Source organism: Arthrobacter sp. D3-18 (assembly GCF_054408525.1).
In genome coordinates this window covers 3,303,862-3,329,970 of the sequence record NZ_CP096440.1, presented here as the reverse complement: position 1 = coordinate 3,329,970, position 26,109 = coordinate 3,303,862, and the positions used below count along the sequence as shown (strand labels likewise).

The 26,109-nt window shown below is 61.6% G+C and carries 25 protein-coding genes; 13 read left to right on the top strand and 12 right to left on the bottom strand.

Features of this window, described 5'->3' with window-relative positions; translation table 11 throughout:
• Positions 1 to 12: 12 nt before the first annotated feature.
• From dcm to M1D89_RS17385, 3 genes are all read right to left on the bottom strand, one after another.
• Entirely contained in the window at positions 13 to 1,260 is a 1,248-nt protein-coding gene (gene dcm, locus M1D89_RS17395; RefSeq protein WP_498188396.1) for a DNA (cytosine-5-)-methyltransferase, read from the bottom strand.
• A 342-nt stretch (positions 1,261 to 1,602) separates the two neighbouring features.
• Complete coding sequence (locus tag M1D89_RS17390) at positions 1,603 to 2,466, bottom strand: SDR family NAD(P)-dependent oxidoreductase (RefSeq protein ID WP_498645392.1); 864 nt, start codon at positions 2,464 to 2,466, stop codon at positions 1,603 to 1,605.
• A gap of 76 nt (positions 2,467 to 2,542) precedes the next feature.
• On the bottom strand, positions 2,543 to 2,908 hold the full coding sequence (locus M1D89_RS17385; protein WP_498645390.1) for a TfoX/Sxy family protein: 366 nt from the start codon (positions 2,906 to 2,908) through the stop codon (positions 2,543 to 2,545).
• Positions 2,909 to 3,354: 446 nt separating this feature from the next.
• Here M1D89_RS17385 and cspE point away from each other — a divergent pair, with 446 nt between their 5' ends.
• The 3 genes from cspE to M1D89_RS17370 all read left to right on the top strand — a co-directional run bounded on the left by cspE (position 3,355) and on the right by M1D89_RS17370 (position 7,851).
• Positions 3,355 to 3,558 carry a transcription antiterminator/RNA stability regulator CspE gene (gene cspE / locus M1D89_RS17380; RefSeq protein WP_011773907.1) on the top strand — a complete coding sequence of 68 codons (204 nt, stop codon included), beginning with the start codon at positions 3,355 to 3,357 and terminating at the stop codon, positions 3,556 to 3,558.
• A gap of 390 nt (positions 3,559 to 3,948) precedes the next feature.
• Positions 3,949 to 6,507, top strand: a complete 2,559-nt coding sequence (locus M1D89_RS17375; RefSeq protein WP_498645388.1) for a helix-turn-helix transcriptional regulator — start codon at positions 3,949 to 3,951, stop codon at positions 6,505 to 6,507.
• A gap of 81 nt (positions 6,508 to 6,588) precedes the next feature.
• Positions 6,589 to 7,851: an APC family permease gene (locus tag M1D89_RS17370; RefSeq protein ID WP_498645386.1), complete on the top strand. Its 1,263-nt coding sequence runs from the start codon at positions 6,589 to 6,591 to the stop codon at positions 7,849 to 7,851.
• Between the two features lie 236 nt (positions 7,852 to 8,087).
• Here M1D89_RS17370 and M1D89_RS17365 read toward each other — a convergent pair whose 3' ends face one another.
• Positions 8,088 to 8,501: a hypothetical protein gene (locus M1D89_RS17365; protein WP_498645384.1), complete on the bottom strand. Its 414-nt coding sequence runs from the start codon at positions 8,499 to 8,501 to the stop codon at positions 8,088 to 8,090.
• Between the two features lie 107 nt (positions 8,502 to 8,608).
• Here M1D89_RS17365 and M1D89_RS17360 point away from each other — a divergent pair, with 107 nt between their 5' ends.
• On the top strand, positions 8,609 to 9,871 hold the full coding sequence (locus tag M1D89_RS17360) for a plasmid pRiA4b ORF-3 family protein (RefSeq protein ID WP_498645382.1): 1,263 nt from the start codon (positions 8,609 to 8,611) through the stop codon (positions 9,869 to 9,871).
• Positions 9,872 to 9,895: 24 nt separating this feature from the next.
• Here M1D89_RS17360 and M1D89_RS17355 read toward each other — a convergent pair whose 3' ends face one another.
• The 3 genes from M1D89_RS17355 to M1D89_RS17345 all read right to left on the bottom strand — a co-directional run bounded on the left by M1D89_RS17355 (position 9,896) and on the right by M1D89_RS17345 (position 13,267).
• On the bottom strand, positions 9,896 to 10,324 hold the full coding sequence (locus M1D89_RS17355) for a hypothetical protein (RefSeq protein WP_498645380.1): 429 nt from the start codon (positions 10,322 to 10,324) through the stop codon (positions 9,896 to 9,898).
• A gap of 391 nt (positions 10,325 to 10,715) precedes the next feature.
• The gene (locus tag M1D89_RS17350; RefSeq protein WP_498645378.1) at positions 10,716 to 12,101 is read right to left on the bottom strand and encodes a UDP-glucose dehydrogenase family protein; all 1,386 of its coding nucleotides are present in this window, start codon (positions 12,099 to 12,101) and stop codon (positions 10,716 to 10,718) included.
• Entirely contained in the window at positions 12,098 to 13,267 is a 1,170-nt protein-coding gene (locus M1D89_RS17345) for a glycosyltransferase family 4 protein (RefSeq protein ID WP_498645376.1), read from the bottom strand. The genes M1D89_RS17350 and M1D89_RS17345 overlap by 4 nt, the downstream gene beginning before the upstream one ends.
• Positions 13,268 to 13,490: 223 nt before the next feature.
• On the opposite strand from M1D89_RS17345, the gene M1D89_RS17340 reads away from it, so the two are divergent.
• Positions 13,491 to 14,525 (top strand): Abi family protein, encoded by a 1,035-nt coding sequence (locus M1D89_RS17340; RefSeq protein ID WP_498645374.1) that lies wholly within the window; start codon positions 13,491 to 13,493, stop codon positions 14,523 to 14,525.
• 77 nt (positions 14,526 to 14,602) lie between these two features.
• Here the strand turns inward: M1D89_RS17340 and M1D89_RS17335 are convergent, their stop codons facing one another.
• On the bottom strand, positions 14,603 to 15,049 hold the full coding sequence (locus tag M1D89_RS17335) for a MerR family transcriptional regulator (protein ID WP_498645372.1): 447 nt from the start codon (positions 15,047 to 15,049) through the stop codon (positions 14,603 to 14,605).
• A 153-nt stretch (positions 15,050 to 15,202) separates the two neighbouring features.
• On the opposite strand from M1D89_RS17335, the gene M1D89_RS17330 reads away from it, so the two are divergent.
• The 5 genes from M1D89_RS17330 to M1D89_RS17310 all read left to right on the top strand — a co-directional run bounded on the left by M1D89_RS17330 (position 15,203) and on the right by M1D89_RS17310 (position 19,426).
• Positions 15,203 to 15,625 (top strand): Hsp20/alpha crystallin family protein, encoded by a 423-nt coding sequence (locus M1D89_RS17330; RefSeq protein WP_420180434.1) that lies wholly within the window; start codon positions 15,203 to 15,205, stop codon positions 15,623 to 15,625.
• Between the two features lie 226 nt (positions 15,626 to 15,851).
• Entirely contained in the window at positions 15,852 to 16,277 is a 426-nt protein-coding gene (locus M1D89_RS17325; RefSeq protein ID WP_498645370.1) for a J domain-containing protein, read from the top strand.
• Entirely contained in the window at positions 16,274 to 16,651 is a 378-nt protein-coding gene (locus M1D89_RS17320; RefSeq protein ID WP_017197775.1) for a hypothetical protein, read from the top strand. Before M1D89_RS17325 ends, M1D89_RS17320 begins: the two co-directional genes overlap by 4 nt.
• A 91-nt stretch (positions 16,652 to 16,742) precedes the next feature.
• Positions 16,743 to 17,780, top strand: coding sequence for a VOC family protein (locus M1D89_RS17315; protein ID WP_498645367.1), 1,038 nt, complete (start codon positions 16,743 to 16,745; stop codon positions 17,778 to 17,780).
• A 314-nt stretch (positions 17,781 to 18,094) separates the two neighbouring features.
• A complete protein-coding gene (locus M1D89_RS17310; protein ID WP_498645365.1) occupies positions 18,095 to 19,426 on the top strand; it encodes a cell division protein PerM in 1,332 nt (443 codons plus the stop codon).
• A gap of 41 nt (positions 19,427 to 19,467) precedes the next feature.
• On the opposite strand, the gene M1D89_RS17305 is transcribed toward M1D89_RS17310, so the two are convergent.
• On the bottom strand, positions 19,468 to 19,917 hold the full coding sequence (locus tag M1D89_RS17305) for a hypothetical protein (RefSeq protein ID WP_017197777.1): 450 nt from the start codon (positions 19,915 to 19,917) through the stop codon (positions 19,468 to 19,470).
• 11 nt (positions 19,918 to 19,928) lie between these two features.
• Between M1D89_RS17305 and purN the strand changes: the two genes are divergently transcribed.
• Complete coding sequence (purN, locus tag M1D89_RS17300; RefSeq protein ID WP_498645363.1) at positions 19,929 to 20,510, top strand: phosphoribosylglycinamide formyltransferase; 582 nt, start codon at positions 19,929 to 19,931, stop codon at positions 20,508 to 20,510.
• A gap of 120 nt (positions 20,511 to 20,630) precedes the next feature.
• On the top strand, positions 20,631 to 21,566 hold the full coding sequence (locus M1D89_RS17295; RefSeq protein WP_498645362.1) for a hypothetical protein: 936 nt from the start codon (positions 20,631 to 20,633) through the stop codon (positions 21,564 to 21,566).
• A 57-nt stretch (positions 21,567 to 21,623) separates the two neighbouring features.
• On the opposite strand, the gene M1D89_RS17290 is transcribed toward M1D89_RS17295, so the two are convergent.
• Genes M1D89_RS17290 through M1D89_RS17280 form a run of 3 tightly spaced genes read right to left on the bottom strand, consistent with a single transcriptional unit; the run spans position 21,624 to position 24,900 of the window.
• Positions 21,624 to 22,976, bottom strand: coding sequence for an MFS transporter (locus M1D89_RS17290; protein WP_498645360.1), 1,353 nt, complete (start codon positions 22,974 to 22,976; stop codon positions 21,624 to 21,626).
• 51 nt (positions 22,977 to 23,027) lie between these two features.
• Complete coding sequence (gene murQ / locus M1D89_RS17285; RefSeq protein WP_498645358.1) at positions 23,028 to 23,978, bottom strand: N-acetylmuramic acid 6-phosphate etherase; 951 nt, start codon at positions 23,976 to 23,978, stop codon at positions 23,028 to 23,030.
• On the bottom strand, positions 23,953 to 24,900 hold the full coding sequence (locus M1D89_RS17280) for an N-acetylglucosamine kinase (RefSeq protein ID WP_498645355.1): 948 nt from the start codon (positions 24,898 to 24,900) through the stop codon (positions 23,953 to 23,955). The genes murQ and M1D89_RS17280 overlap by 26 nt, the downstream gene beginning before the upstream one ends.
• Positions 24,901 to 25,090: 190 nt before the next feature.
• Here M1D89_RS17280 and M1D89_RS17275 point away from each other — a divergent pair, with 190 nt between their 5' ends.
• Positions 25,091 to 26,065, top strand: a complete 975-nt coding sequence (locus tag M1D89_RS17275) for an endonuclease domain-containing protein (RefSeq protein ID WP_498645353.1) — start codon at positions 25,091 to 25,093, stop codon at positions 26,063 to 26,065.
• Positions 26,066 to 26,109: the final 44 nt, after the last annotated feature.

Here is a 26,109-nt window from a genome sequence, read left to right as displayed (position 1 = left end):
GAAGCCGCCGGATCAGGCAGAAATCGGCTCGGCGGCGGCCTCCTTGTCCGTAATTTTCAAGATGTGAGGCGTCATGATCCGGGCGATTTCGGACATCACCGGGGTGACGACACTGTTTCCGAACTGCTTGTAGGCCTGCGTGTCGCTGACAGGGATCCGGAAGGTGTCCTCGTAGCCCATCAGTCGGGCACATTCCCGCGGCGTGAGCCTGCGAGGCCGAAGCCCGTCCTGTGCCACAAGGATCTCGGAACCGTCCTTGTAGTACCTGGCAGACAGTGTCCGACTCGTCCCCGTGGGGTGAACTAGACCGAAGCCGAAGCCGTTACCCGCGGCCTTGTGCTTGGCGGCGTACGCCTGAAGATAGGCCCACAGTTTGGGGGTCAGAGTGAACTTGGGCTGCACTTCTGCATTGTCATGATCAAAGAAGCGGTCCCCATCCCACTCTAGGAACGGTTCAGTGCCGTCGGTCCTGTGCAGGATGGTGTCCAGTTTCGGGCCAACGGGCGGGATCTCCAGATCCTCCCAAGTGAAGTCAGTTTGCTCCCGGAATCCGACGATGATGATTCGCTCGCGGTGCTGTGGGGTGAATTTTATGGCGTCGATGACCTTCGTGTGGACTTCGTAACCGAGCTCTTCTTGCAAGGTTTCCATAATCACTGCAAAGGTCCGGCCCTTGTCGTGCGAGCGGAGGTTCTTGACGTTCTCGAGCATGAAGCCGGCCGGGCGCTTTTCGTTGATGATCCGGGCCACGTCGAAGAATAAGGTGCCTTGGGTGGCGTCTTCAAAACCGTGCAGCCGGCCGAGGGAGTTTTTCTTGCTTACGCCGGCGATGGAAAACGGTTGGCAGGGGAAGCCGCCCAACAGGATGTCATGGTCAGGGACATCGCTGGCCGGGAACGGCTGGATGTCGCCGACGAAGGTGTGCGACTCTCCTTGGTCATCGGGGAAGTTGGTTAGGTACGTCTTTTCGGCATACTTGTTCCACTCGCTCGTGAACACGCAGCGGCCACCGTGGGCTTCAAAGCCTTTGCGAATGCCTCCGATTCCGGCAAAGAGGTCGATGAATGTGAAATCATCCGAGCCAACATCCGGGCGGATGCCAAGGAGTTCTTTCAATGCTGGGGCAAGCATCGTCGGACATGCTGTTTCTCCGCTTTCCCACCGCGCCACGGTGCGGTCTGAGACGTTGAGTTGCTCCGCGAGCTGTCGTTGTGTGTATCGTGCGCGGGCTTGATTGAGAAGCGCGGTTACCTTGTCCATTACGTCCTATCTGGGTTGTTCACCCGACATTCTGTCGTATTTTTGACCCGGATTCCGAATGACGCGCCGGTCCCCGGAGCAGTTTTGCTTGCTCTGAGGCCAGCAGGCCACGACAAAGCTCGTTCGTCGGAGGTTCCGATTTGCGGATGCGATTCCTACGCTGCCCTCAGGCTCTGACATTTTTGATGGGTTGTCGTTCACGTCGGGCTCGCATGGGCGCGTGCGTGGTCTATCCGGCCCTTCTTGACTCGCGGATTCCGCAAGCCTGCCCCGCAGTTGGAGCTTGAGCAAGGTTAGAGGCCGATAGTTCGGAAGACATCCTCTACGAGGACACTGCCCAGGTCACAAAATTTTCGACAGCCGCGTGCACTCTTCCCACAGTCGCTTCCGGGCGGCGGGATCAGAGCCCATGCCCGGCGTCGGCAGTTCCTTGCGCTTCGCCCAGAGTTTGCCGGTGACCGCCGCAGTTTCTGACGAGGTGGCCAACCAAACGGCCGTGTCAGCTGCCTTCTCTGCCGTCTTGCCGAAGGTATTTGTCACCCATCGGAACGGCCCGCCAACGTCCTGCAGAAGACCGGTGTTCTTGACGAGGCCCGGATGCACTGCGTTGGCCACCACGTTTGATCCGCGAAGGCGCTCTGCGAACTCTTGCGTCAACAAAACCCGGCCGAGCATGGTTGGCGGGGTTGAGCGCAGGTAACTGTAGGTGCCTTTCGCAGTTTGAAGGTCGTCGAAATCAATCTTGGTCACTGAGGGCCCGCCCGAATACTTGGAGGCGATGTTTACGATCCTCGATGGATGTCCCTGATCCCTGGTCGCGCCGCGTTTGAGTGCATCCAGGAGCAGATTCGTGAGAAGGAAGTAGCCCATCACGTTGGTAGCGAACGTGAGCTCGAGGCCATCGGCGGTCACGTGGCGTTCCTTGCGGAAAACACCGGCCGCGTTGACGAGGACGTTCAGCTCATCGTGGCGGGAAAGGAACGCCTCCGCCGCGGAGCGGATTGAAGCTTGGCCTGACAGATCGCAGGCAAGGGGTTCCAGGGTAGCGGCCGGGACCACCGCACGGATGTCGCGCATAGCCTCTTCTGCCCGAGCTTCTGTCCGTCCAACCACGACGACGGTGGCACCTTCGCGGGCCAGTGCAGTGGCGATGGCCTTAGCAAGACCACCCGTAGCGCCGGTAACGAGCGCTGTTCGTCCATCCATCGAGCCCATGGCTTGATCTCAGCACGAAACGCTGGGTTTTGCGAGGATCTTGCGACGCTGGCTGAGCTGGCAGTGGTTACTTCTTCGTCGGACGCGACTTTGGCGCTTTCGGCGGTAACGAGGCCACGTGGTCAAAGGCTTTGGCCACCCAGGGCTCGGCCTTCTCGGCGTCATCGTTCCAAGCTTCGGGAAGACCTGAGTATCCGCCCATAGGACGTTCTTCGGGACCGAACGGTTGAGTTTGATGATCAGCCTCGAGCTCAGCTTTGTCAGTCTCGGAAAGGCGGACGCCGATGGTGGGGCCGAAGAGTCCTGCGAACATGTTGCCATTCACGAATGCGCCCAGATTGCCGAACATCGGCTTGACGATGACATCCGGACGATCGGGCAGCACCGAACGGAAGCGTTCCTTATCGGCGTCAGAGGGCTTGGGCATCTGCATTTGGTTGTCCTCCTACAAAGCTTTGCGAGCGGCCGCTAAAGCTATGCATGCGGTCGCTTTGCTTGATCCTGCAGCCGCGCCGCGGGAAAAGCAATACGAAAATCCGTGTCATCTGCAGTTGCGACTTCGGCACGACACCGGCTTGGGGAGTGCCTGTCAGCCTTAGCTGGAGCCGAAGATTGACAGAGGTTGGCAGGCCGAGGTGGGCCAGGACGTTGATACATTTCCCGGCCAGCCCGGCCATCCGTTGGATAAATATTTCCCAGCACTAGCTATCTGCTCAGATCTATGTAGACTTGACGGTGTTGTTGTGTTTGGCATTTGGTAGTTCAGGCAGTCCCCATGATCCTTCCGGATCGTGACCTTCTGAAGTAACGGTGGAGAACACCCCACACCCGGAGACCCGAAAGTCGGGACAATCTCCACCTTCAGTAAGGACTGAAAAAATGGCTACAGGTACCGTGAAATGGTTCAACTCCGAAAAGGGCTTCGGCTTCATCTCTCCTGAAGATGGCAGCCAGGACGTTTTCGCTCACTACTCTGCGATCAACTCCTCGGGCTACCGCTCCCTCGAAGAGAACCAGAAGGTTTCCTTCGACGTCGAGCAGGGCCCCAAGGGTCCCCAGGCAGTAAACATCCAGGCTATCTAGTCTTCGGATAACTCAAAAAGCAGGGCCGGTCACTGACCGGCCCTGCTTTTTTGTCTGCCCTCAGATAGAAGATATCTTCTAGCGTTTGTTTGGACTATAGAACACATATCCACATAGTGAATTACACCCATGTAATTCACTTCGAGCTCTCCGTACCGTGGACAGTAATCCACCCGCAGAGCTGAAGGAGCGTCCCTTGGATCGCCCGATATTCGAACAGCCCCACCACCTAGACGCACAGTGCCAGCACCTAGTTTTGCCCGAATCACCACCTAGACTGCCCCAAATCGGTCTGTGCAAGGCCGTTTTGCCACCTAGTCCCGTTTTCAAGATCTAGCCTGCGAAGTGAGCCTCATGACGGGCATCCACAAAAACAGAAGGCTAGGTCGCGTGTTCGATTCAGAGGTTCAGCGAATCCTCGACTTTGTTGCCCGCGGCATCGGTGTGCGGGTTGTCGGCGCACCGGGTAGCGGTAAGACGTCGGTAGTACGCAGCGTCATGAGCAATCTGGAGAAGACCGGAGTTTCCGTGCACTTCATCAGTGGACTCCGTACACACCGCACCATCCCGTACTCGGCCATCAAGGGTCTTGGCTTGGAAATGAGGCCTGGCCGAAGCGGTGTCTTCGATATCGCCGATGTGTTCTCGAGCCAGCTGGCCAAGGCCGGCAAACACCTGCTGGTTGTTGACGATCTCCACCTTGTGGATAGCGAATCCCTGGCAGTCTTGGAGGCTGTGAGGCGGAGATCCGATTGTCCTATGGTGGCTACGGCCCCGGAAACATGGGCTTTCTCCCGGGGCCAGCTGGCCGTGCTCAACAACGGTAGGGAGGCGCACCTGCAGTTGGACCCACTCCACTACGAGCAGGTCCACCTACTCATCGCGAAGGTTCTCGGTGCCCCGGCAGACGCTGACACAACTGCTCGCATCCTCACCAAGTCGGCTGGCAATCCGCGGCTCATCGTGCGGATCGCAGAGACAGCCTCGCTAAGCAACCTCCTGGTCATGAAGAACAAGCAGTGGTGCATGACGGCCGACACCCTATGGAACGAACACCTTCGCGGCACACTTGAGGCTCTCCTGGCCGAACTGAATGCTGAGGAGTTCACGGCGCTGCACATCATGGCGATTCTGGGTACCGCACGGGTTGATGTTCTCCACAAAGTCATCCAGCCGGACGCCTTGGAAGGCTTGGAGCGCAGGGGATTCCTGTCCGTCTTGGCGGACCACCACAATGGCTCAATAGCGGCCATTAGTCCGCCCGTCATCGCTGATTACTTCCGAGGGAACAAGAAGCTCCGGGACCGGAAATTGCTCCGCAGCAAGATCGCTGGCGTCCTTGAAGCTGCCCCTCAGGTGGCCCCGGAGAAGCACACCACGGCAGACTGCCTCTCCCGCGTGCTTTCATCTCTTCGTCTGGAGAAGGGCGACGACGACGCCATTACTTCCCGGCACTTCCACGACCACAACGCGGATCGGGAACACATCCGTTTCGAACGCTGGCAAGCCAACAAGTCAGCCGCTAATGCCGCAGCCCTACTCCGCATCTACTGGGGTGCTCCCGTGAATGTGGCGCGTGCCAGTCTTGTCTGCGCCGAAACAACAGACTTCGACGCCGATCCCAGGGACCGCCTGTTTGTCACCATCACAGAGGCCCTGCTTGCGATCCAAACAGGGCGGGGGCCAGGTGCCGCCGTCGACATCCTCCAAAAGTTCGCCGGGGACAATCCGCAGCTGGTAGCTGAAGTGGAGAATGCCATTCTGTTCATCAGTGCTTCTCATGGCAGGGTTCCAGCTGATCCCGCTGACGAGCCAGGCGTTTCCGGGGGCCAAGGACCGGGAATGGGGATGTTGGTCCATGGTTTGCTTGAGCTGTACCGCTTCAAGCCAGGCGCAGCGTTGGAAGCCGTTGACGGTGCAGGCGACGATGATGCTTTTTCCCATCTTCGGCCGTTCATACACGGCTTCGGCCTCTTTGCCGCTGGACGCGTAGAGGAGTCGTTGGTCTTCGCCTTGGACTGGCGGGCAGAAGCCCGCAAGAATCTGGACCAATTCGGCGTGGTCACCAGCAGCTACGTGGCCGCACACGGACTGCTTTACCGAGGCCACTTTGAAGAGGCCGAGTACCTGATGAGCAGCGTCTTTGCGATGGGGCGGCCCGGCTTCGTTGTCGACTCGCTCTACGATGCCATGCTCAGGTTGGCTGGGCTCAGGCACGCGACAACTGCCATAGTGCCGACGCTTTCCATAGCCGCACAGGCGCGGACTGAGGTGCCGGACGTCGGTCCGATACCCGGCATCGGCAAGGGAGCTTACGAGCTCATCGCTCATAACAACGCCCAACCTTCAGTGTTCGACCGCAAAGCCGCCAAACTCATCCGGCGGCAGCTTAAGAGCGGCTACGTCCTTGAAGCCATGATGACTGCGCTTCTTTGTACTTGCCTTTGCCCGGGCCGCCCCGTTTTGGATCTGCTGCAGAAAATCCTGCGGGAGAGCGCCATCCCGGTCCATGACCAGCTCATTGCCATTGCCACCGCTGTGGTTGAAGGTGACCATAAGCTGCTCGGACTGCTCCTCAAGCACTACGAACCTGACATCGACACCTACCAAGTGGGGATGCTGCTCCGAGGAGCCCTCAAGCGCCACGTGATCGACGGTGATGCTGCCGCAGCTGACGCCATGGCGCAAGCTTCCTCCATCTTCGCTGTCCGCTTCCCATCGGCCAACGAGCAGCTCTCCTTCAATTCGTTCAGGACCACACCGCTGACCGAAAGGGAGATTGAGGTCGCTGTACTAGCCGGACACCGCACCAACGTGGAAATCGCGGAACACCTCGGCATCAGCGCGAGAACAGTTGAAAACCATATCTCCAACGCGCTGCGGAAGACGGGTGCAACATCCCGCAATAGTCTTTTCATGCTGGTGGGGAATTCACTTCCGCCGCGCTGACCCGGGATAGGCTGGATTCACCTCCAATCACCGGTCTCTGACGCTCTCCGCTGAGCCGGTTCCTCAGTGTGAAGGGTATCCGTGAGCAACTCTCCGGCTTTGGCTCGCCGACTAGGCACGTTTGACGCATCGCTGATTGGCCTAGGATCCATGATCGGTGCGGGAGTCTTCGCGGCGTTCACCCCAGCCGCTGCAGCCGCCGGATCAGGGCTGCTGATCGGGTTGGTAGTGGCCGCCTTCGTTGCCTTCTGCAACGCGACATCGTCCGCCCAACTAGCTGCGGCCTACCCAACCTCAGGCGGTACCTACATCTACGGTTGGGAACGGCTCGGGCCTTGGTCCGGATTCCTGGCAGGATGGGGATTCGTCATCGGCAAAACGGCGAGTGCCGCTGCTATGGCGATGACCTTCGCCGCCTATGCCGCACCGCAAGGTTGGGAGCGCCCGGTAGCGATCGCCGCCGTCGTAATTCTGACAGCTGTGAATTATCACGGAGTGACCCGCACCGCCGGGCTGACGCGCGTGCTGGTGGTCGCTGTACTTGCTGCCCTGACTATTGCTGTCGCGGCGGTCTGGGGTGGCTCCGGTCCTGACTTTGCCAGCTTTATGGGGGAGGGGCTGCTGGCCCACGGCTGGTACGGCATCCTTCAATCAGCGGGGCTGCTGTTCTTCGCGTTTGCCGGGTACGCAAGAATCGCGACGATGGGTGAGGAAGTGCGTGAGCCCAAGCGCACCATACCCCGGGCGATCAGCATTGCCCTGGGGATCACCATCATCATCTACGCCGTTATAGCGGTTACTTTGCTGGCGGCGCTCGGACCCGACGGCGTGGCTGATACGGCCACACCGTTGGCCGATGTGGTAGGTGCCGGCACCTTGGCGTGGGCTTCGCCCGTGGTCCGAATCGGTGCCGCTGTTGCTTCTCTGGGAGCGTTGTTGGCACTCGTCGCAGGGCTTGGCCGAACGAGCCTGGCCATGGCCCGCGAACACGATCTGCCGCACTGGCTCTCCGCTGTGCATCCGCGCTACAAGGTCCCGCATCGTGCTGAAGTCACACTAGCCGTGGTGATCTGCTTGATCATCGCAATTGCTGATCTTCGAGGGGCGATAGGCTTCTCGTCATTCGGAGTGCTGCTCTACTACTTGGTTGCCAACATCGCCGCCTACACTCAGCCCCGGGAAGACCGCCGCTACCCGAAGTTCCTTCAGGTGGCTGGTGCTGTTGCATGCGTAGTTCTTGTTGCCACCCTTCCGCCTTTGTCAGCGGGATTGGGTGTCCTGATGTTCGCCGTGGGCATCGTGTACCGCCTGGTGCGTTTGCGGTTTGATCGCCGCGCCGGCTGATGTCCCGGCTGGGCACGGCCCCACCTGGGGGTAGTCGGGTGGAGCCGTGCCGCAGTGCCTCCTTCGCGTGGAGCGAGTGGGGTAACCCGCCGGACACCGGGAATCCCGCCCCGGGAGGCACAAAAGGAGACTATGGCCGGAACATGGTCTCTAGGTGTTCGAAACCTCAAACTAGGTGGTCGGGAGGCGGGTATTTGGGGGTAAGTTCATCAAAAATAGGTGCTGAGCGGTAGCGTCTAGGTGTTGGCCCGCCGTCGAGCGTTCCTGCGTTCCACGGACTCCATGTAGGTGACGATGCTCGCAATAGTCAGGGCTACCGAGCAGACAACAGCCAGCGCAGTAGACGCTTCCTGGAACGGCACCACCACCAGCGGGCTGAGCATCATGGCATTGCCAAAGCCGGATGCAGCGAAGAGTCCGGCTTTCAGGAGCAGACAGGTGAGTGGTTCGACAATCAACATCGCTACGGGCGCCACAACACCCAGAGCCATCGTGAAAACGACAGCCGTGGTCCGCATATCTGAAGGATCAAGGATTTCCAGGCCTTCTGGAGGGGGCGCAGTTCCGAGCAAGGTGGCTGACACCGCCGAGCAAACAGCTATGACGCAGGTGATGATGCGAAGCGCTGCTGGGTAGAAGTGCGTGATCACTGGTAAGTCCTTGTCGTTGTAGGTTCAACCCCCGTCCTTAGTGGTAGTAGTCCGAACCAAGGACATATGACGCGAAACCTTCCATTCGCACTGGCAGAATGGCGGGTATGGAGTCACCCACCACCGTTCCGGCCGTTGTGTTGCGCATTTCTATCAGTGAGACTGAACCGCTCATTTGGCGGCAACTCGTCCTCCCCGAAACCGCCACAGTCGCTGAGCTGCACGGTGCTATCCAGACGGCATTCGGGTGGAAGGACGCTCATCTCTACGCCGTTGCCGGCCACGACCGCGCGGGCAAGAAACGCATCATCATGGGAGTCGACGACGGCGACGGTCCAGATGGTACTGAGCTCGCGGTTGACGTTCGGCTAGCTGAGCTTTTTGACCCACACTCGCCAGGGCTGTCGGACCTTCAGTACGACTACGACTTCGGGGACAACTGGACCCACGAGATCGAAGTTGTGGGACCGGCCGTGCTCCACGAGAACACCATCACCTGCCTTGACGGCGCGATGCGGGGGCCGATAGAGGATTCCGGGGGAGTGGGTGGGTATGCCAACGTGGTTGCCGTTGTGTCCAACCCCAAGCATCCAGAGCACAGAGAAGCCGTGGAATGGCTCGAGTTGGTGACTCAGGAGCGTGTGTCCAAGTTCGATCCCGCTGCTTTCAATCTAGTGGCAATCAACGATCAGCTCCGACTGTTGGCTCGTCGGCTGTGGCCGGGGGATGTCACCGAAGAGGACGTAGTGTTCGTCTTGGGGCCCGCCCTTTGGTTCCTAAAGCAGGCGGACCCAGATGGGTTGCCGCTGACATCGGCGGGCTATCTCAAACCGATCGTGGTTAAGCGAGCGATGACAGAACTCGGATGGATCGAACCTTGGAACACGAACGTCTCCACAGAAAGTCACGCAGCACCTGTCCGCATCGTGCGCGAACGGCTCCAAGAATGGAAACTCCTTCGCAAGAGCAAGGACAGGCTGCTCCTGACACCGGCAGCCAGGAAGCTCATAAACAGGCCCGCGATGCTCTGGCATTACATCGCTGACCGATTGGCGTCACCCGGGCACGAGGGCGTGAAGATCGCGACTCAGCTGAGGGTGCACTGGGACTTGTCGGCAAGCCAACCGCCCCGCAAAATCGTGGACGATGTGGTTCAGCTCGCGCTCCACGAATACGGTCTGCGAACCGCGACGGGTGCCGATATTCCACTGGACTGGGCACGTGGCTTGAGGATCGATGTCCATCAGAGCTTGCTCTGTCTGAGGCTTCGGGGCTCGACAAAATGGGGTTCCGATGAGCTGGGACTGTCCGACGCCGGCGTCAAGTTCTTGCTCGACGTCCAGAGCCGCTGGGACGGCCGCAGCGTCTGAGGCTGCGGCCGCTCCAACTGACGGCTACTTCTCGCAGCCGATCCCATCATTGTCACTGCCGTCGAGCTGGTAGATATCCGTACCGATCACGGTCACAGGACCCTTCACGTAGGCCGGACCGTTGCCCTTGCCGCTGGCGCAATCTACGTCCGATGCAATGGGCACGCAGTCTCCCGCATAGTTGGGGTCGCAGCTGCTTTGGGCAGGAGGGGCAGCGGGAACTACTTTCGGCTGGATTTGCGCTGCGGCAGCGTCCGCAGCAGCTTTATCGGCGGCCGCTTTGTCGGCCGCAGCTTGAATGGCTGCTGCGGCATCGGCCGCGGCTTTGTCCGCCGCGGCTTTATCTGCAGCCGCCTTGTCGGCTGCAGCCTTCTCAGCAGCTGCCTTTGCCGCCGCTTCCGCAGTTCGCTGATCGGACAACTTCTTCGCACTCGCAGAGTCCAACCACGTCATCTTGCCAGCCTGGTCGATGGCGCAAACAAACGTCTCACCCGCGGAAGTCTGAGTCGCCTTCTCAGTTGCGCAGACCGTGCCAGCGACCTTGCTGGGTGTTGGAGAAGGAGTTGCGGAAGGAGTTGCCTTCGTACTGTTTACAGAGCTGGCGCTTGTCGGCGCTCCCGGAGCGCACGCTGTGGCCCCAACCAGCAGCGACGTCACGGCAACCAGCCCCAGTGCTTTTCGCCCTTGCGACCACGAAGACTTGCTTTGGAAATGCCAGATTTTGGACATGCGAATAGAACGCTTTTTCAATGTATTGCCCCCTTGTAGATGCGCCGATGCGATGGCGCGTCAAGTGACCATAACACCGTGCTGAACAGCAAAGGGAGGGGAAGTTGTCTATGACTTAGCGCGCCGCGTGCTTCTTCCGGTCGGCGGGCTTCGCCTGGCCTCCATCAGCAAGCACAACCGAAGCGCCCGTCCCCAACCCGCGGACCGTCCAACCCGCACTCCGCCAAGCCTCAGCGTCCAGTGCGTTGCGGGCGTCCAGCACCATCCGGCGTCGTACGAGTGCTCCCGCAACAACGGGCGAGAGCGACACGTATTCGTCCCATTCGGTGAGCAGCAGCACCAGTTCGGCGCCTTCGAGGGCGCGCTTAGTAGAGGCTTCGAAGCGGATTTGCGGGTAGCGGATCCAGGCGTTGTTGATGGCTTTGGGGTCCGTGACGGTCACGTGTGCGCCAGCGGCGGCGAGTTGCTGGGCGACGTCCAAGGCGGGGGAGTCCCGGATGTCGTCGGTGTCGGGCTTGAACGCGGCGCCAAGGATGGTCACCGTGCGGCCGGACAAGAAGCCGCGGCACATCTCGCGGGCGACCTCCACAGCACGGGAACGCTGGTCCAGGTTCACCGAATCAACCAAGGCCATCCACTCGTCTACAGACGGCACCGAAAGTTCGCGCGCCTGAGCACGGAATGACCTGATGTCCTTGGGCAGGCAGCCGCCGCCGAAGCCGAGCCCGGCGTGCAGGTATCGGTTGCCGATGCGCGGATCCAAGCCCATGGCTTCGCTCAGCTCGCTCACGTCGGCGCCCGACGCGTCGCATAGCTCAGCCATCGCGTTGATGAAGCTGACCTTCGTGGCCAGGAACGCGTTCGACGCCGACTTGATGAGCTCAGCCGTCGCAAAGTTGCAAACCAGCCGCGGGATGCCGGCGCTGATCAGGGGTTCGTACACCGCATCCAACACGGCGGTGATCGGCGTACCCGCTGCGGCACCCTTGCCGCCAGGAACGCCGTAAACCAACCGGTCAGGCACCAGCGAATCCTTTACGGCCGTGCCCTGACGCAGGAACTCGGGATTCCAGCCGAGCAGCACGTCCGAGCGTCGGGCCAGGATCGCGCGGAGCGTCTCCACCGTGCCTACCGGCACCGTCGATTTACCCACGACGGCGGCGCCCTTGGCCAGGTGCGGCAGGAGGCTTTTCGTGGCGCCCATCAGGTATGAGAGATCGGCGGTGTCTGAGGTCTTGGACTGCGGCGTACCCACGCAGAGGAAGTGGACCTGGGCATCTGCGGCAGCCGCAAAATCCGTGGTGAAAACGAGCCGGCCGGTGGTGCGACCGTCCTTGAGGAGCTCATCCAGTCCGGGCTCGTGGAAGGGCGCCATCGCCTTGTTGAGCTGCTCAACCTTGGAGGATTCGACGTCGATACCCACCACGGTGTGGCCCATCGAAGCGAGCGTTGCTGCATGGACTGCGCCGAGGTAGCCGCAGCCGATCACGGAGATCTTCATGAGGAGCGTCCTTTGCTTGAGGTGAATTCACTGGGCCCGATTGTTCCGGTGGGAATGCCGGAGATGACGTCGTTGTAATGGCGCACCAGGTCCGCGCTGAGGACAGGCCACGTCCGCCCCTGGACTGAAGCGATAGCTGCCGTTGCGAACGCGCGGCGCTTGGCGTCGTCGCCAATCAGGTCCTGCACATAGCCGCGCAACTGGGTGAGGTTTCCCGGCTCATACAGCCAGCCCGTGCGTGAGTTCTCCACGAGGTCCAAGGGACCGCCGCGGCCGGTCGCGACCACAGGCACACCCGATGCCATGGCCTCCTGAATGGTTTGGCAGAAGGTCTCGAACTCGCCGGGATGGACGAAGAGGTCGAAGCCGGCGACAGCTTGAGCCAGCGCATCCCCGCCGAGGAAACCGGCGAAGTGGGCGTTCGGCAGCGCCGCTTGGAGTGCTTCCCGTTGCGGGCCATCACCAACGATGACCAGTTTCGTGTTCGGCAAATCAGCCAGCACGGCCAGATCCTCAACCTGCTTCTCGACGGCGAGTCGGCCGACGTAGCCGATGATGCGGTGACCGTCGGGCGCCACTGAGCTGCGCCACGCCGTCGAACGCTTTGCGGGATTGAAACGCGCGGTATCCACACCGCGACGCCACATGTCCACGCGCAGGATGCCGCGTCCGCGCAGCTGGTTCAGCGCGAACGTTGACGGCACCAGTGTTCGGGTGGCCAGGAGGTGGATGTTGTCCACGCGGTTCCAAGCCCAGTTCTCCAGGAACGGCACACCGTAGCGGGCGGCGTAGCTGGGAACTTCGGTTTGGTAGATCGCGACAGTCGGGATGCCGAGCTGATGGGCGGCCTGCACGGCGCGCCAGCCGAGGACGAACGGGGAAGCGAGGTGCACTACGTCAGGGGAGAAATCGGCAAGGATTCGCTTGACCCGATTCACACCACCCAACGCAACCCGCACATTCGTGTAGCCGGCCAGCGGCACCGAAGGAAGCCGGTGCACATACGCACCCTTCTCGACGCTCGAAACATCAGTGTCCGACGTCGACGGCGCGATCACCATCACCTCATCCCCGCGCTCCTGCAGATGCTCCAGCACCCGCAGTATCGAGTGGGTTACCCCATTCATCAGTGGCAGGAATGATTCGGCGACGATTGCGATCCTCACGCCTTCAACGGTGGTCGCGGCGGTTGGCTTAGCGGGTTCGAACGGGTGGCCTGTGGAGGAAGAGTGGGTTAACAGGTGGGTTGGGTGGCAGGAATCACGTCAACTTTTGCCGGTTGACCCGGCGACTTGTTGCCCCTGTGGTACATTCTAAGCATCAGACATCGCCCCCCTCTGAGCCTCGGCTCAAGGGGGCGATTTTCATTTGGGGGACAAATGGTGATGCGTGGAATATACGAAGGATTTTAAGGAGCGCGCTGAGCTACTCGCGCAGCTGGAGGCGCGAGGTCTTTCCATTCAGGATCGCGACGCTGCGCTGAAGTTCTTGACCCGCGTAGGCTACTTCCGATCCGGGGCCTACCGATACGTTTTTCGTGAGTTGCTTCCGCCGAGTGAGGTGAACGAACGGCTACGACAGTATCGCCGGGACAGGTATGTGCCGGGCGCCGACTTTGAACATGTAGTGAAGCTCGAGGCGTTCGACTTCAGGCTCTCGCGAGTTTGCCTCGAAGGGCTGCTGGACTTCGAAGTCCGGGTACGCGCCGCAATTGCACACACCTTGGCTGAAAAGAATGTTGCCGCGCACCTGTCCGAGGACCACCTGGACAAGCAGATCTGCAGGCAATTGATCGGAGACAAGACCAAGTTTGACGCGTGGCTAAACACCTGCGAGGAAGCGGTGCGTTTAGCCGCAGGGGACGAGGATTTCATCACTCACCACGTATTGAAGTACCCACAGGATCCTGTGCCTATTTGGGCACTTATCGAGGTCTTGAGTTTTGGAAAACTCCCATACCTTTTTGACCTTATGGAACCTGCCGATGCTCGACACGTTGCCCGCATGTTCGGCTTTGTCCATCCCCGGCCGTTCGCTTCCGTTCTTCGTATGATGGTTGACTTTCGGAACACCTGCGCGCACGGCTCTCGTTTATTCAATCGGGCATTCAAACGGGCACTGGTTCTTAGGGAGCACGAAACTGAAGGTGACTTGTTGGCGCACCTTGCGGCTCCAGACTTCACCCAAGCCCCTAAGCCCCATCAGAGGTTGTATATCTACGCAGCAACATTGGCCTTCATGCTCCGGTCCCACGTGGGCGGGTCAAATTGGCCTCTGACGTTTCGGACGCAGATACGAAAATTCAATGTCGAGTTGATAGCGCCCGATGGATCCAGGCTCATCTCACCGGAAGCAAGCATGGGCTTCCCAGTCGACTGGCAAGCGTTGGCCCTTTGGGACAAAGGAACCGGCTCCAGCGGGTGATCGTCATGGTGAACCGATGTGGGTATGTTTCTTCCGTCCTGCCGATGACAGTCGAACTACACAAAGTCCGGACTAGCTTAGGGTTGCCCCCCACCCCGCGCCCTTTTCAGATCCTTCCGCAACCCCCGGTTGTCCGCCCGCAGCTCCCGGTTGTCGTCAGCCAGCCCCTTGTTGTCCTCCGTCAGCCCCCGGTTCTCCGCCTCCAACTCGAGCACCAATTTCACGCCGGCCAGGTTCAGCCCCTCGTCCAACAACACCCCGATCCTGCGCAGCCTCGCGAGGTCGCTGTCGCTGTAGCGGCGAGTGCCGCCGTCGGTCCTTTCAGGGGTGAGCAGGCCTTTGCGCTCGTACTGCCTGATGTTCTGCTGTCCTGTGCCGACGAGTTCAGCTGCCACCGAGATGGCATAGACCCCGCGCGCGTCCCGGTCGGCGGCCGAGCCCTCACCTGAGGCGCCGTCCGCACCGGAAGGAGCCAGGCCGCCGTCGTACTCTTCTGCGGCAGTCTCAGCATCCGAAGCTGCCATCAAAGACCTCCAAAAATGTTCCGGAAAACTACTTGCATCAACTCTCTCACCAGTGCTATAAAAAATCTATACCAGCCAACACAGATAAGCAGGACTGAGCAGGCTGGCACCAACAACAGAATCAGCATCAAGATCCAAAGGAGTGAGAACCACATGCTGATGCGCACTGACCCGTTCCGCGAATTCGACAGGCTCGCCCAACAGGTTTTTGGCACAACAGCTCGCCCGGCCGGTATGCCGATGGATGCATGGCAGGAGGACGGACAATTTGTTGTTGCCTTCGATCTGCCTGGTGTAAGCCCTGATTCAGTTGAGTTGGACGTCGAACGGAACGTCCTCACGGTAAAGGCAGAACGTAAGTCGCCCGCGGGCGAGAACACCGAGATGATCGCAGCCGAGCGCCCACAGGGCGTCTTCAGCCGCCAGCTCATCCTCGGTGACACCTTGGATACCGACGGCGTCCAGGCCAGCTACGACGCCGGGGTGCTCACACTCCGCATCCCCGTCGCCGAGAAGGCAAAGCCGCGGCGCATCGAGATCCAATCCAGCGGGCAACGGCAGGAGATCAACGCCTAATCCCGTCCGCCCCGCCGGAAGGCTCACCCGGGGGTGGCCAACCGGCAGGGCGCCGGCCGGGAACAACGGAGGCGGCCGCATCGGAATAGTTGGGCGCAGGCTTCGCGCCACGTCACAGCGTTTCTTAGCGCACATGAAAGCGACCCCCGCCCGTCGTCTCCCGAATGATGGCCCCTGGCTCAGCCGGGGGCCATCTCCAAATCCGCAGCAGGAACCGGAACCAGCAGTGAGCGAGCAACCTGACCACTACGCCACTCTTCACGTGTCGCCGGACGCGACGGCCCGTGAGATCAGCCGCGCTTACCGCACGCTGCTTCGGACCCACCACCCCGACACGCGCCAAAGGGTCGACGACGGCGACACCACCTCCGCGGCCGACCTCCATGAGCTGCATGCCATCATGCAGGCGTACGTCGTTTTGTCGGACCCAGGGAAGCGGGCGGCATACGATCGTGCGCGGCTAAGTCCTGGCGGTAAGGGCGGATCCGTCGGTACGGGCGGAACGCCGGTGAAAGTGCGATTCCATCGGCCCGAAACTACCCCGGGCCGAGACTCTGCGGGCCGCGACCGGGACCAGTCGCCGCTCGCGTTTGGACCACCCCGTTGGCAACCTTCATCCCGCAATTTGAAATCACCGAGGAGTAATCCATGAGTGCTTGGCGTCCGTACGACGGTCATATCATTCCAGCGTTCTACGAGCGGTTCGAGAAACGTTGGGGGAGAGGGACGGCCCCGTTCCTGGACCCTGAAGTCCATGAACAACCGTTGCCCCGCGCTCAATGGATCAACCCGGACACCGGGGCTGCCGTCGCCGTGGTCCCCATCTGGACCGACGACCCCGAGCACCGCTCCTTCGGCGTCTTCTACCTCCCGCCGGCCGGGGACATCTGGATGCTTCGCCCAGGACCAACGACGTTCCTGGAACCGAGCGGGGGTGCCAACAAGGAGCAGGTGACACTCCGCAACGACGCGTTCAAGAAGGCCGTCAACCATGCCAAGGAGTTCATTTACGGACCGCAGCTTTGAATGGTGTCCCGGTGTGAGCGCATTGCGGACGTCTCCTGACCTCAATCAGTCGTAGCCTGAAACCACGAACCCCGAACCAGAGGACACGGCCATGACTGCGGCAGACCCGAGCATCAGCACAGTTCCTACCGGTTACTCCACCGTCAGCCCCTGGCTGATCACCCGCGACACCAACGCCCTTTTCGAATTCATCACGGCCGCGTTCAGTGCAAAGGAGATCCACCGCGTTGTCGGTGAGGATGGCAGCATCGGGCACGCGGAGGCGCGGATCGGCGACTCAGTAGTCCTCGCTTTCGACAGCCGACCGCATTGGCCAGCAACGCCGTCGTACCTCCGCCTTTACACGCACGACGCCGATGCCGCCTTCCATGCCGCCCTTGCCGCGGGGGCCACCACAGTTTCGGTCCTCGACAACAGTGCCTGGGGTGATCGGGGCGCCCGCGTCCAAGACCCGCTGGGAAACGTCTGGTGGATTATGTCCCACATGGAAGACGTCTCCGATGACGACTCGGCGAGCCGATGGGAAGCCCCTGAGTACGCGGCCGGTATGAGCTACGCCATGGAGTCGCTTCATCGGCACATGACCCGTCAGCCGGAGGCGCCGGTCCCGGATGAGGTCAAAGCGATGGAACCACTGGTTCGTGCCGACGGAGTGAGTGCCGTCCCGGCAGGGTACCGGTCCGTGGAGCCTTGGATCATTTCCCGCAGCACTACTGAGCTCTTTGAGTTCATCACGGCCGCTTTCGGCGCCCAGGAAGCGTTCCGCGTGCCCATGGAGGACGGCTCCATCGGACATGCGGAGGCGAAGATCGGCGACTCCAATATCCTCGCCTTCGATTCGCGTCCCGACTGGCCTCCCACTCCCGCTTTCCTTCGTGTGTACGTTGACGACGACGATGCCACCTTCTCTGCTGCACTCGCCGCCGGGGCCACGGCGGTCACCGACATGACGGAGATGTTCTGGGGCGAAGCAGTGGGACGGGTCCGGGATCCGTTGGGGAATCTTTGGTGGATCCATTGCCGGGTGGCAGAGCTGTCTGAGGTGGAGGCATACGCGCGGATGGGCGATCCGAAGTTCGTGAAGGCTATGGAATATGTATCGGGCGTGGACTTCTTCGCGAGGGGTTAGCTCCTGAGAGCAAAAGAAGGCTGGTGCAGCCTCTGGAAAGAATCCCAAGGCGGCTGCACCAGCTGCTAGTACGACTTTCTGTTATGAGTTGTGACACCTATTCATTGGCCGCTCCTAGTTCCCGGCTTCGATTGTTTCCGGGCCTTTCAAAATCCTGTGCAGGGCGGGGCGAAGCTGAGGTGGTCGTTGAGGGCTCCGTCCCCGGGAGAACACCTCCCATTTTACGGCGGCCCATGGGAAAAAGCGCTGGAATTCACGGTATTTCAGGGGTGCCTGCCGGGGGAGCGGTGCCTGCCGTGGCACGATAGATCACGATGAAACTGCGCGCTGATCAGACCGGAAACCGTGGCCTCCCGATGCCCCTTTGGCTGCAGGGTGGTTTGGAAGCGGCTCAGGCAGCGTTCATTTCAGCCATTGTCGTGATTCTTCCCCTGGTGGGAGTGTGGGCTACCGACGGATTCCAGAACCGGAACGTGGACGCCTTGGCGCGCCTCGCTGGCCAAGCCTGGCTGCTGATCCACGGGGTCCCGTTGGAGTTGGCGCACGTCAACCTCGGCACTGCGGCTCAACCCGGCTCAGGGCTACTGTCCCTCATCCCGCTTGGCCTGACACTCATTCCGTTCCTGCTCGCTTGGCGTGCGGGCCGTCGGCTAGCCCGGGCGTCGTACACGGACCAGCTTTGGCAGGCGTTCCTTGGCGCGTTCGTGGTGTACGCGGCATTCGGGACGGCCACGGGATTCGTCTGCCGCACCCCCGAAGTTGTCATCAACCTGTGGTTCGCCATGACCATCCCGCTGATCTCCTTCGGCCTCGGCATGATCGTCGGCGCCAGACGCGAAGCGGGCTCGTGGAGCCGACTGATCGGCGTCGACGCCGTCACCTGGCTCGCGAAGACCAGCCAACATTCCCGCTGGGCAGGCTCATATGTAGGCTCAGCGTTGAAGGCCGGATTCGTAGCGGCGATGGCCGCCGTTTGCTTGGCCGCACTGCTGCTGGCTGTGACTATCGTGTGGCATTGGACAGACATCATTGCCGTCTACGAAGGTCTGCAGGCGGGCGCCATGGGCGGGGCCGTGCTCACCATCGCGCAGCTCGGTTTCCTGCCAAACCTCGTCATTTTCGCCCTGTCCTGGTCCACCGGTGCAGGCTTCTCACTCGGCGTCGGCTCAACAGCGGGTCCGCTGGGTACCGCCGTCGGACCGCTTCCGGCCGTCCCTGTCCTCGGGGCACTTCCCGCAGGACAGCTCGACGCCGGCGCCATGGCCCTGGCGCTTCCCGTCGTTGCCGGCATCCTGGCGGGTTGGTGGTTCCTGCGTGAAGGCGAGAACCATTTCGACGAGTGGCTCTCCATCAAGGTCAAAGCCCGCTGGTTCACGGCTACCGCCTCCACCCTGTTCCTGGGCGCGTTCATAGGCATCGTTGCAGGGCTTCTCGGCGGGGCCTTGGCATGGATCGCGCGTGGGTCAGCCGGTATTGGTCGGCTCACGGAGATCGGACCCCACCCGCTGTGGACGGCAGTCTGGCTGGCCGCCGAAGTGGGCATCGGCGTCGTGATTGGCTACGCCGTGGGGCCGTGGCTGGAACGCCGCCAGAAGCTGCGCGAGGCCAACCTCGACGAAGTGGCGTACGACGACGAACACGCCTGAGCGGGTTCGCTCAACTTACGGCTGGACTACCGCAGCGGGCTTTACCGCAGCGGGCCCGGCATTGAGTCCTCGAGCTGCGTCAGGCACTGTGTCTTGGCGGATTCCGTCAGAGCTCCGCGTGAGCAGTCCTGGTACGTGCTGACCTGGTTGAAGAAAAGCACGGATGTCAGGATCAGCAAACACATGACGGCGGTGACAACCAGGCCAGAGATGGTCCCGAACAGCATCAGTTTTGGGTGCTTGTGCTTCAGCGTCCGCACCAGGACGACGATGCCCAGCACCAATGCTGCGAGCGTGAGGATGGCGCTCAACCACACGTAGTTCACGTTCAGCGAGAACACGAAGAACGCACCCAAAGCCGCCAAAAGGAAAGCACGGAAGAGGTTCTGGCTCACGCCGAGGGCGGACTTTTCGGCCTCGGAGCGGGGTTGTTGGCTCGGCTTGGAACCGACGTCGGGATTCATGTTTTCCAGCCTACGCGAGCCGCCCATAAGCTAGTGCAATGCGCATTGTTGTCCTTGTCTCCGGTACCGGTTCAAATCTTCAGGCTGTCATCGACGCCGTGAAGTCGGGTGAACTGGATGTCGAGATCGCGGCTGTGGGCGCGGATCGGCCCGACACGTACGGCGTCGAGCGCGCAGACGAGGCTGGTATTGAGACGTTCGTGGTCAACTTCAACTCGTTTGAAACCCGCGCCGAATGGGATTCCGCCTTGCGCGACAAAGTCCTGTCCTACAAGCCGGATGTGGTGGTTTCTTCCGGTTTCATGAGGATTGTGAGCGCCGACTTCATCGACGCTTTCGGCGGCAAGTACGTCAACACGCACCCCGCGCTGCTGCCGTCCTTCCCGGGCGCCCACGGAGTGCGCGACGCCATCGCATACGGCGTAAAAGTTACGGGCTGCACAGTCCATTGGGCCGACGCCGGCGTAGACACCGGACCCATCATTGCGCAGGAAGCCGTCGCTATCCTCCCCGAGGACTCCGAAGAATCCCTGCACGAGCGCATCAAGGTTGTGGAGCGCCGCCTGCTGGTCCAGACGCTGGCAGACCTCGCCGCCGCACCCACCCCCTTACCCAACTAAGTAACAGCAAGCGTCGCAATGAGCCCTGATTAGAACGTCTGCTGTTACCTAGTTGAGTGGCAGGGGCGAAGGGCTGTGGATAACTCCCCAAGTCCTCGGCGCATTTGTCAGCATGGGCTGATGAAGACTTCGCGGCCGCTCCCGGCAGACCTCACTTCGAAACCATTTACAAGGCAGGAAGCGCTCGACGCCGGAGTGTCAGTTGGACGCCTGCGTTACCGGGATCTGGACTCACCAAGCCGTCAGATATACATACCCAGCTCCCTTGACGAGCTGCCATTGACCGATCGCGCCAGACCCCTGACGTTGGTCACGCCGTTCTCCGCGGCTTCGCATGCCACGGCGTTCCTTCTTTGGGGGTTTCCCGGTTTCCTCCCGCGCAGCCATGAGGCGGGTACTCACATTTCCCGCCCTGACACCGTCGGGATCCCTCGCCGCCGGGGCGTGATCGGGCATAGGGGACAGTTCTTCGAAGACGAAATCACCACGCTCGATGGCCTGCTTATTACCAGCCGTGCCCGGACGTGGCTGGATTGCGCGCGGAAGATGGATATCGACGAGATCACGGTTGTGGCCGATCATTTGCTGCGTATACCGAGGCCGGAATTCGAAGGACGCAGTGAGCCACACTGCACTACGGATGAGCTGGAGGAGATGCTGGACAGACACTGGGGGACACCGGGTATTCGGAAGGCCCGCCTCGCTTTGGAGCAAGCCTGCGTGGGGGCCGACTCTGCCCCCGAAACGCGACTGAGGCTGGCGCTTGAGCGGGCTGGGCTTCCCGCCCCGGAAGTAAACGTGCGCACAGAACTAGGTCCCGGCGTCGTGCGCCAACCGGACCTGGCCTATCGCGAGCGGCGGGTCGCCGTCGAATATGAAGGTGAGGGCCACTCGGATCCGGAGCAGATCGTGAGGGACATTGCCCGTGAAGAGGACTTCAGCCGTGCCGGATGGATCCTTGTGCGAATCTCCAAGCGCCACATGTCTACGGGCGCGACGACCGCCGTGGCCAAGGTCCGGAGGGCGCTGGAGCAGCATGGGTGGGCTCCCAACTAGGCAACAGCAAACGTCCCACTGAGCGCTCAATGGGACGTTTGCTGTTACCTAGTTGGGTTACTCGAGGACGCGCTGCTTTGTCTCCGGAGCGAAGAACGCCATCCACAGCACGGACAGCAGCACCAGGCCACCAGCCATCGCGAACGACTGCGCCAACCCGAACTCCGGCCAGAAGAACGAGGCAAACACCAAAGGGCCGAACCCTGCGCCGATACGGGAGAACGTCGATGCCCAGCCAAAGCCCGAGCCGCGAAGCTCGGTGGGGTACAGCTCGGACACATACGCATAGAGCACAGGAATGGCCACCTGGACCACGAACCCGAACACCAGCAGCCAGAACACCGCGGCCGACGGCACATCAACCACGATCGCCACGATCACCAGGGTCAACGCGGACAGAGGGCCAGTCACGGCGAGGATCCACTTACGACCCACCCGCTCCACGAGCAGCGCTGCAACAATGACGCCCAGGAGTCCGACGGCGGCCATGCTCGCCGTCGTGACGAACGCCTTGTACTCCTCGAATCCCGCACCAATGAGAATCCGGGGCATCCACGTCAGCGACAAGTAGTAGACCAACAGGATGCTGAAGAACAGGGCCCAGGCCGCCGTCGTGATTTTCCAGTTGAACTCCCAAATCCGACGGAGCTGCGTCCACGCGCTGCCGGGGGAGAGGCGCGGTGCGGCCTGGGGTTCGGGCAGGCTGTAAGCGCGCGGCTCTGCACCGGTTGCCTCGACCAAACCATCAATCACTGCGGCCGCCTCAGCTCGCCGACCCGCACGAATCAGGAACAGCGGCGACTCGGGAACCGAACGTCGAACCCAGAACACGAGCAGCGCGGGCAGCACCATGATCAGCATGGTGAGTCGCCAGTCGCCAAAGGCCGCAACCAGCCCGGCCGAGACGAAACCGCAGAGCGCAGCGCCGATCGGCCACCAACCATCCATGGCCGTGAGCACCTTGCCCCTTTGCTTGCGGGGCGTGAACTCACCCACCAGTGCATAGTCCACGGGGATGCAGCCGCCCAAGCCGAAGCCGGCCATGAAGCGGAAGATGCAGAACCACACGATGTCCGGGGCGAAAGCACCCAGAACCGTGAAGATGCTGAAAATGAGGAGGGTGGCAGTGAACGCCTTCTTGCGGCCGATGGTGTCCGCGATGGTGCCCCACGCGAACGCGCCCACAGCCATGCCGATCAGGTTGGCCGTGCCAATCCACGCGGCGTCAGCCGGTTGCAGCGACCAGTGCTTGGACAGCAGCGGAATCAGGATGCCGTTGAGCGTGACATCCCACGCGTCGAACATGAACCCGAGCCCGCCGATCAGGAAAATCCGTCCTTGGACTTTCCACCGCCATGGCAGTTCCTGCACAACTTGTTCGCCGCTGGGCACGGCTGTGTATGTATTCATTTGCCCTCCTGCATGCAACTTTATGCGCTGGGGCCAACACCGCCGTCCGCGTTACTTCTGGTTCTCAATCGCCCTTCGCAGGAAACCGCCGGCTTCTTCCAAAGCACCCTTGGCCTGACCAGCCTCGATGCCCGTCAGGAGCACCAAAATGGCCGCCTTCACAGAACCGCCCACAGCGTCCAAAGCAGCAGCAGCCTCGTGCGCGTCCACGCCGGTTGCATGCTGAACCGTCCGCTGCGAGCGGGCCAGCAGCTTCTCGTTGGTGGCCCGCAGATCCACCATGAGGTTCCCGTAGGTCTTGCCCAGCTTCACCATCACCAACGTGCTGATCATGTTGAGGACAAGTTTCTGCGCCGTGCCCGAGTTCAGCCTGGTGGAGCCCGCGATGAACTCCGGACCCACAACAACCTCGATCGCGGCATCCGCCAGGTGGCTCACGGCTGAGCCCTTGTTGCAGGCCAGCGACGCCGTAAACGCGCCCCGCTTTCGGGCCTCTTCCAGTGCACCGATCACGTAGGGCGTCCGGCCCGAGGCTGTAATACCCACGACGGCGTCGGCTTCGGTCACGTTGATGTCGTGCAAGTCGCGCGCGCCGGCAGTCGCGTTGTCCTCGGCATACTCAACGGGTTTCTGGATCGCCTGCACTCCGCCCGCAATAAGTCCGACGACGAGTCCAGGCGGGGTGCCGAACGTAGGCGGGCATTCGCTTGCGTCGAGCACACCCAGCCGTCCGGCCGTTCCGGCTCCCACATACAAAAGGCGGCCACCGCGCTGGAGTCGCTCCGCAACGGCGTCGACGGTTTGAACAATGGCGGGACTCGCAGCCTCAACCGCAGCGTGTACTCCTGCACTGTGGGCAAGCATCGCCGCAACCAGTTCTTCGGTGCCCAGGATGTCCAGGTTTTCAAGGCCCTCGGCCGTGGCCTCAGTCGCCAATCCGGCGAGTTCCGTGCGCAGGCCCGCAAGTTTGTCGGCGTTAGTCGGGCCAGTTTGTTCCGTCACGGTGGATGTACCTTTCCTGGATGAGCCCGCGGCGCGTCGCAGCGAGGGCGGCACCGTCCAAGCCATCGCCGAGCGGTGCAACCACCTCAATCCCAGCCGAAGCGAGGGACTTCCGCAAGAGCGCAGCAAAGAAGTCCGATTCCACCACTCCGCCCAGCATCGCCACGCGCGGCGTGCTGCCGTTGTCGCCGCCGGACGCGAGCACCACGGTATGGGTCAGGATGCGGCAAGCCTCAGCGATGATGCCATGTGCGACGGCGTCGCCCGCCTCCGCTGCGTGCAGAACCAGCGGCGCGAAACGGGCCATCGCCCGGTAGGGGTTTTCGTTTGAGGCGAGCCACGCCGGAAGCATTTCCGGTAATTCCACCAGAGCGCCGGCTGCGGCCGACAATGACGTGGCCGGGCCGCCGTCGTGCGCTTCAAGAACTGCCTGGAGCCCCTGCTGACCGATCCATCGTCCGCTGCCGCGATCCCCAAGATAGGGTCCCCAGCCGTCGGCCCGGTGCAGGACGCCGGCTTCGTCGAAGCGGAAGGCCACGGCACCCGTGCCCACGATGAGCGTGGTGCCGGGGGCGCCTTGAAGTGCGCCGAGTTGGGCGGCCGTGGCGTCGGACAGGACTGCCGCAGGAACAGAGAACCTTTGGGACAACATGGTGGCGAGTTCCTGCGACTTTTCCGCGGACGCTTCGACGCCAGCCACAGCCGCTCCAACGCTGGTAACCCCAGCCAGGGGAAGCGTGGGAGGCAACAGGCTGACCGTCTCGAGGAGGAGCTCGAACGCGAGGGTGGGCCCGTTGTCCACGTGTACGCCGGGGAAGCCATGCTGGTCGGCGGCGCCCAGTAACTCGGTATCGCTGCGCAACTCAACGCGGCAGCGGCTCTTCCCTACATCGGCAACAAGAACGACCTCGGTGGCTTCCATGGATCAACCCTATGTTGCGAGGCCTGCTCTGCGTGCTTGTTTGTGGGTTTGCCGCGCAGAGTGGGCCTCGCAACGCCTGTGCCCTGAGTTGTGAGGCCTGTTCTGCAGGGTATCGGGTGTGTTTTGCGTGCAGGGTGGGCCTCGCAACGCCTGTGGAGGAACAGTCCAGCGCCCTTTAGGGGCCAAATCTGTGGATAACGCAACGCTGCTGACCGTTTCCGGCAAGCATGGTCCAATGCGGAAACCCATTCCTTTGCCGGGAGAGATCGACCCGGGAGGCTTCCTTGTCAGAGACGCGTACGCGGCCGGCGTGCCACGGGGGAGGCTGCAATCGGCAGGCCTCGTCACACCTAGCCGGGGAATCCGGCTTGACCGGAGCGATAACCCCAACGTGGCGCTACTTGCACGGCTGCATACGGCCGTCACTCCCCGTTGTGCGGTCAGCCATGTGACCGCTGCGCTCATGTGGTCGATCCCTCTTCCGATATATCTGGAGGAGGAGGGCAACAACGGCGTTATTCACGTGACGCGACGACACGAGATCGGTCGGGTCAAGCGCCGCGGTGTGATCGGGCATCGGGCTCCGCTGCTGGCCCGAGATGTTCGTGCAGTGAACGGAGTTCAACTGACGTCGCCCGAGTGGACCTGGGTGGATTTGGCCCGGCATTTGGGGAGGTCTTCGCTCGTGGCGGCCGGAGACTTTCTGTTGGCACGGGACGAACCGTTGTCGTCGATCGAAGCGATCCAGGAAGTCATTGACAGGCGCCCCAAGGTTAAGGGGATCAGGATGGCCCGGGAGATACTGCCGTTGCTGCGCGTCGGGGTGGACTCTCCTCAGGAATCCCGGCTGCGGTTGAAAATCGTCGACGCCGGGCTGCCGGAGCCAGCGGTCACGCAGCCCGTCTTCGATGAACACGGTAGGTACGTATCCACGCCGGATCTCCAATACAAGGAGTACAAAATTGCCATGGAGTATGAGGGGGATCATCATCGGTCCGACCCCGTGCAGTGGGGAAAGGACATCGAACGCGACGACCGTCTTCGCGCCTTGGGGTGGATCGTGCTGAAGTTCTCGGATGTTCAGATGAAAAGTGGATGGGCCAACGCCGAACGTAAGGTGCGCGAAGCGTTGGTGTCGCGCGGGTGGCGAGGGCCGGCGTCGTAGAGCCCGCATCTGGTGCGGGGTTTGTGGGGCCTGGTGTGCAGGGT

Coding starts and splice junctions, on each gene's coding strand:
- dcm (WP_498188396.1), bottom strand. CDS start 1,260: ATGGACAAGGTAACCGCGCTTCTCAATCAAGCCCGCGCACGATACACA.
- M1D89_RS17390 (WP_498645392.1), bottom strand. CDS start 2,466: ATGGATGGACGAACAGCGCTCGTTACCGGCGCTACGGGTGGTCTTGCT.
- M1D89_RS17385 (WP_498645390.1), bottom strand. CDS start 2,908: ATGCAGATGCCCAAGCCCTCTGACGCCGATAAGGAACGCTTCCGTTCG.
- cspE (WP_011773907.1), top strand. CDS start 3,355: ATGGCTACAGGTACCGTGAAATGGTTCAACTCCGAAAAGGGCTTCGGC.
- M1D89_RS17360 (WP_498645382.1), top strand. CDS start 8,609: ATGGAGTCACCCACCACCGTTCCGGCCGTTGTGTTGCGCATTTCTATC.
- M1D89_RS17355 (WP_498645380.1), bottom strand. CDS start 10,324: ATGACGTGGTTGGACTCTGCGAGTGCGAAGAAGTTGTCCGATCAGCGA.
- M1D89_RS17350 (WP_498645378.1), bottom strand. CDS start 12,101: ATGAAGATCTCCGTGATCGGCTGCGGCTACCTCGGCGCAGTCCATGCA.
- M1D89_RS17335 (WP_498645372.1), bottom strand. CDS start 15,049: ATGGCAGCTTCGGATGCTGAGACTGCCGCAGAAGAGTACGACGGCGGC.
- M1D89_RS17330 (WP_420180434.1), top strand. CDS start 15,203: ATGCTGATGCGCACTGACCCGTTCCGCGAATTCGACAGGCTCGCCCAA.
- M1D89_RS17320 (WP_017197775.1), top strand. CDS start 16,274: ATGAGTGCTTGGCGTCCGTACGACGGTCATATCATTCCAGCGTTCTAC.
- M1D89_RS17315 (WP_498645367.1), top strand. CDS start 16,743: ATGACTGCGGCAGACCCGAGCATCAGCACAGTTCCTACCGGTTACTCC.
- M1D89_RS17310 (WP_498645365.1), top strand. CDS start 18,095: ATGAAACTGCGCGCTGATCAGACCGGAAACCGTGGCCTCCCGATGCCC.
- M1D89_RS17305 (WP_017197777.1), bottom strand. CDS start 19,917: ATGGGCGGCTCGCGTAGGCTGGAAAACATGAATCCCGACGTCGGTTCC.
- purN (WP_498645363.1), top strand. CDS start 19,929: ATGCGCATTGTTGTCCTTGTCTCCGGTACCGGTTCAAATCTTCAGGCT.
- M1D89_RS17295 (WP_498645362.1), top strand. CDS start 20,631: ATGAAGACTTCGCGGCCGCTCCCGGCAGACCTCACTTCGAAACCATTT.
- M1D89_RS17290 (WP_498645360.1), bottom strand. CDS start 22,976: ATGAATACATACACAGCCGTGCCCAGCGGCGAACAAGTTGTGCAGGAA.
- M1D89_RS17280 (WP_498645355.1), bottom strand. CDS start 24,900: ATGGAAGCCACCGAGGTCGTTCTTGTTGCCGATGTAGGGAAGAGCCGC.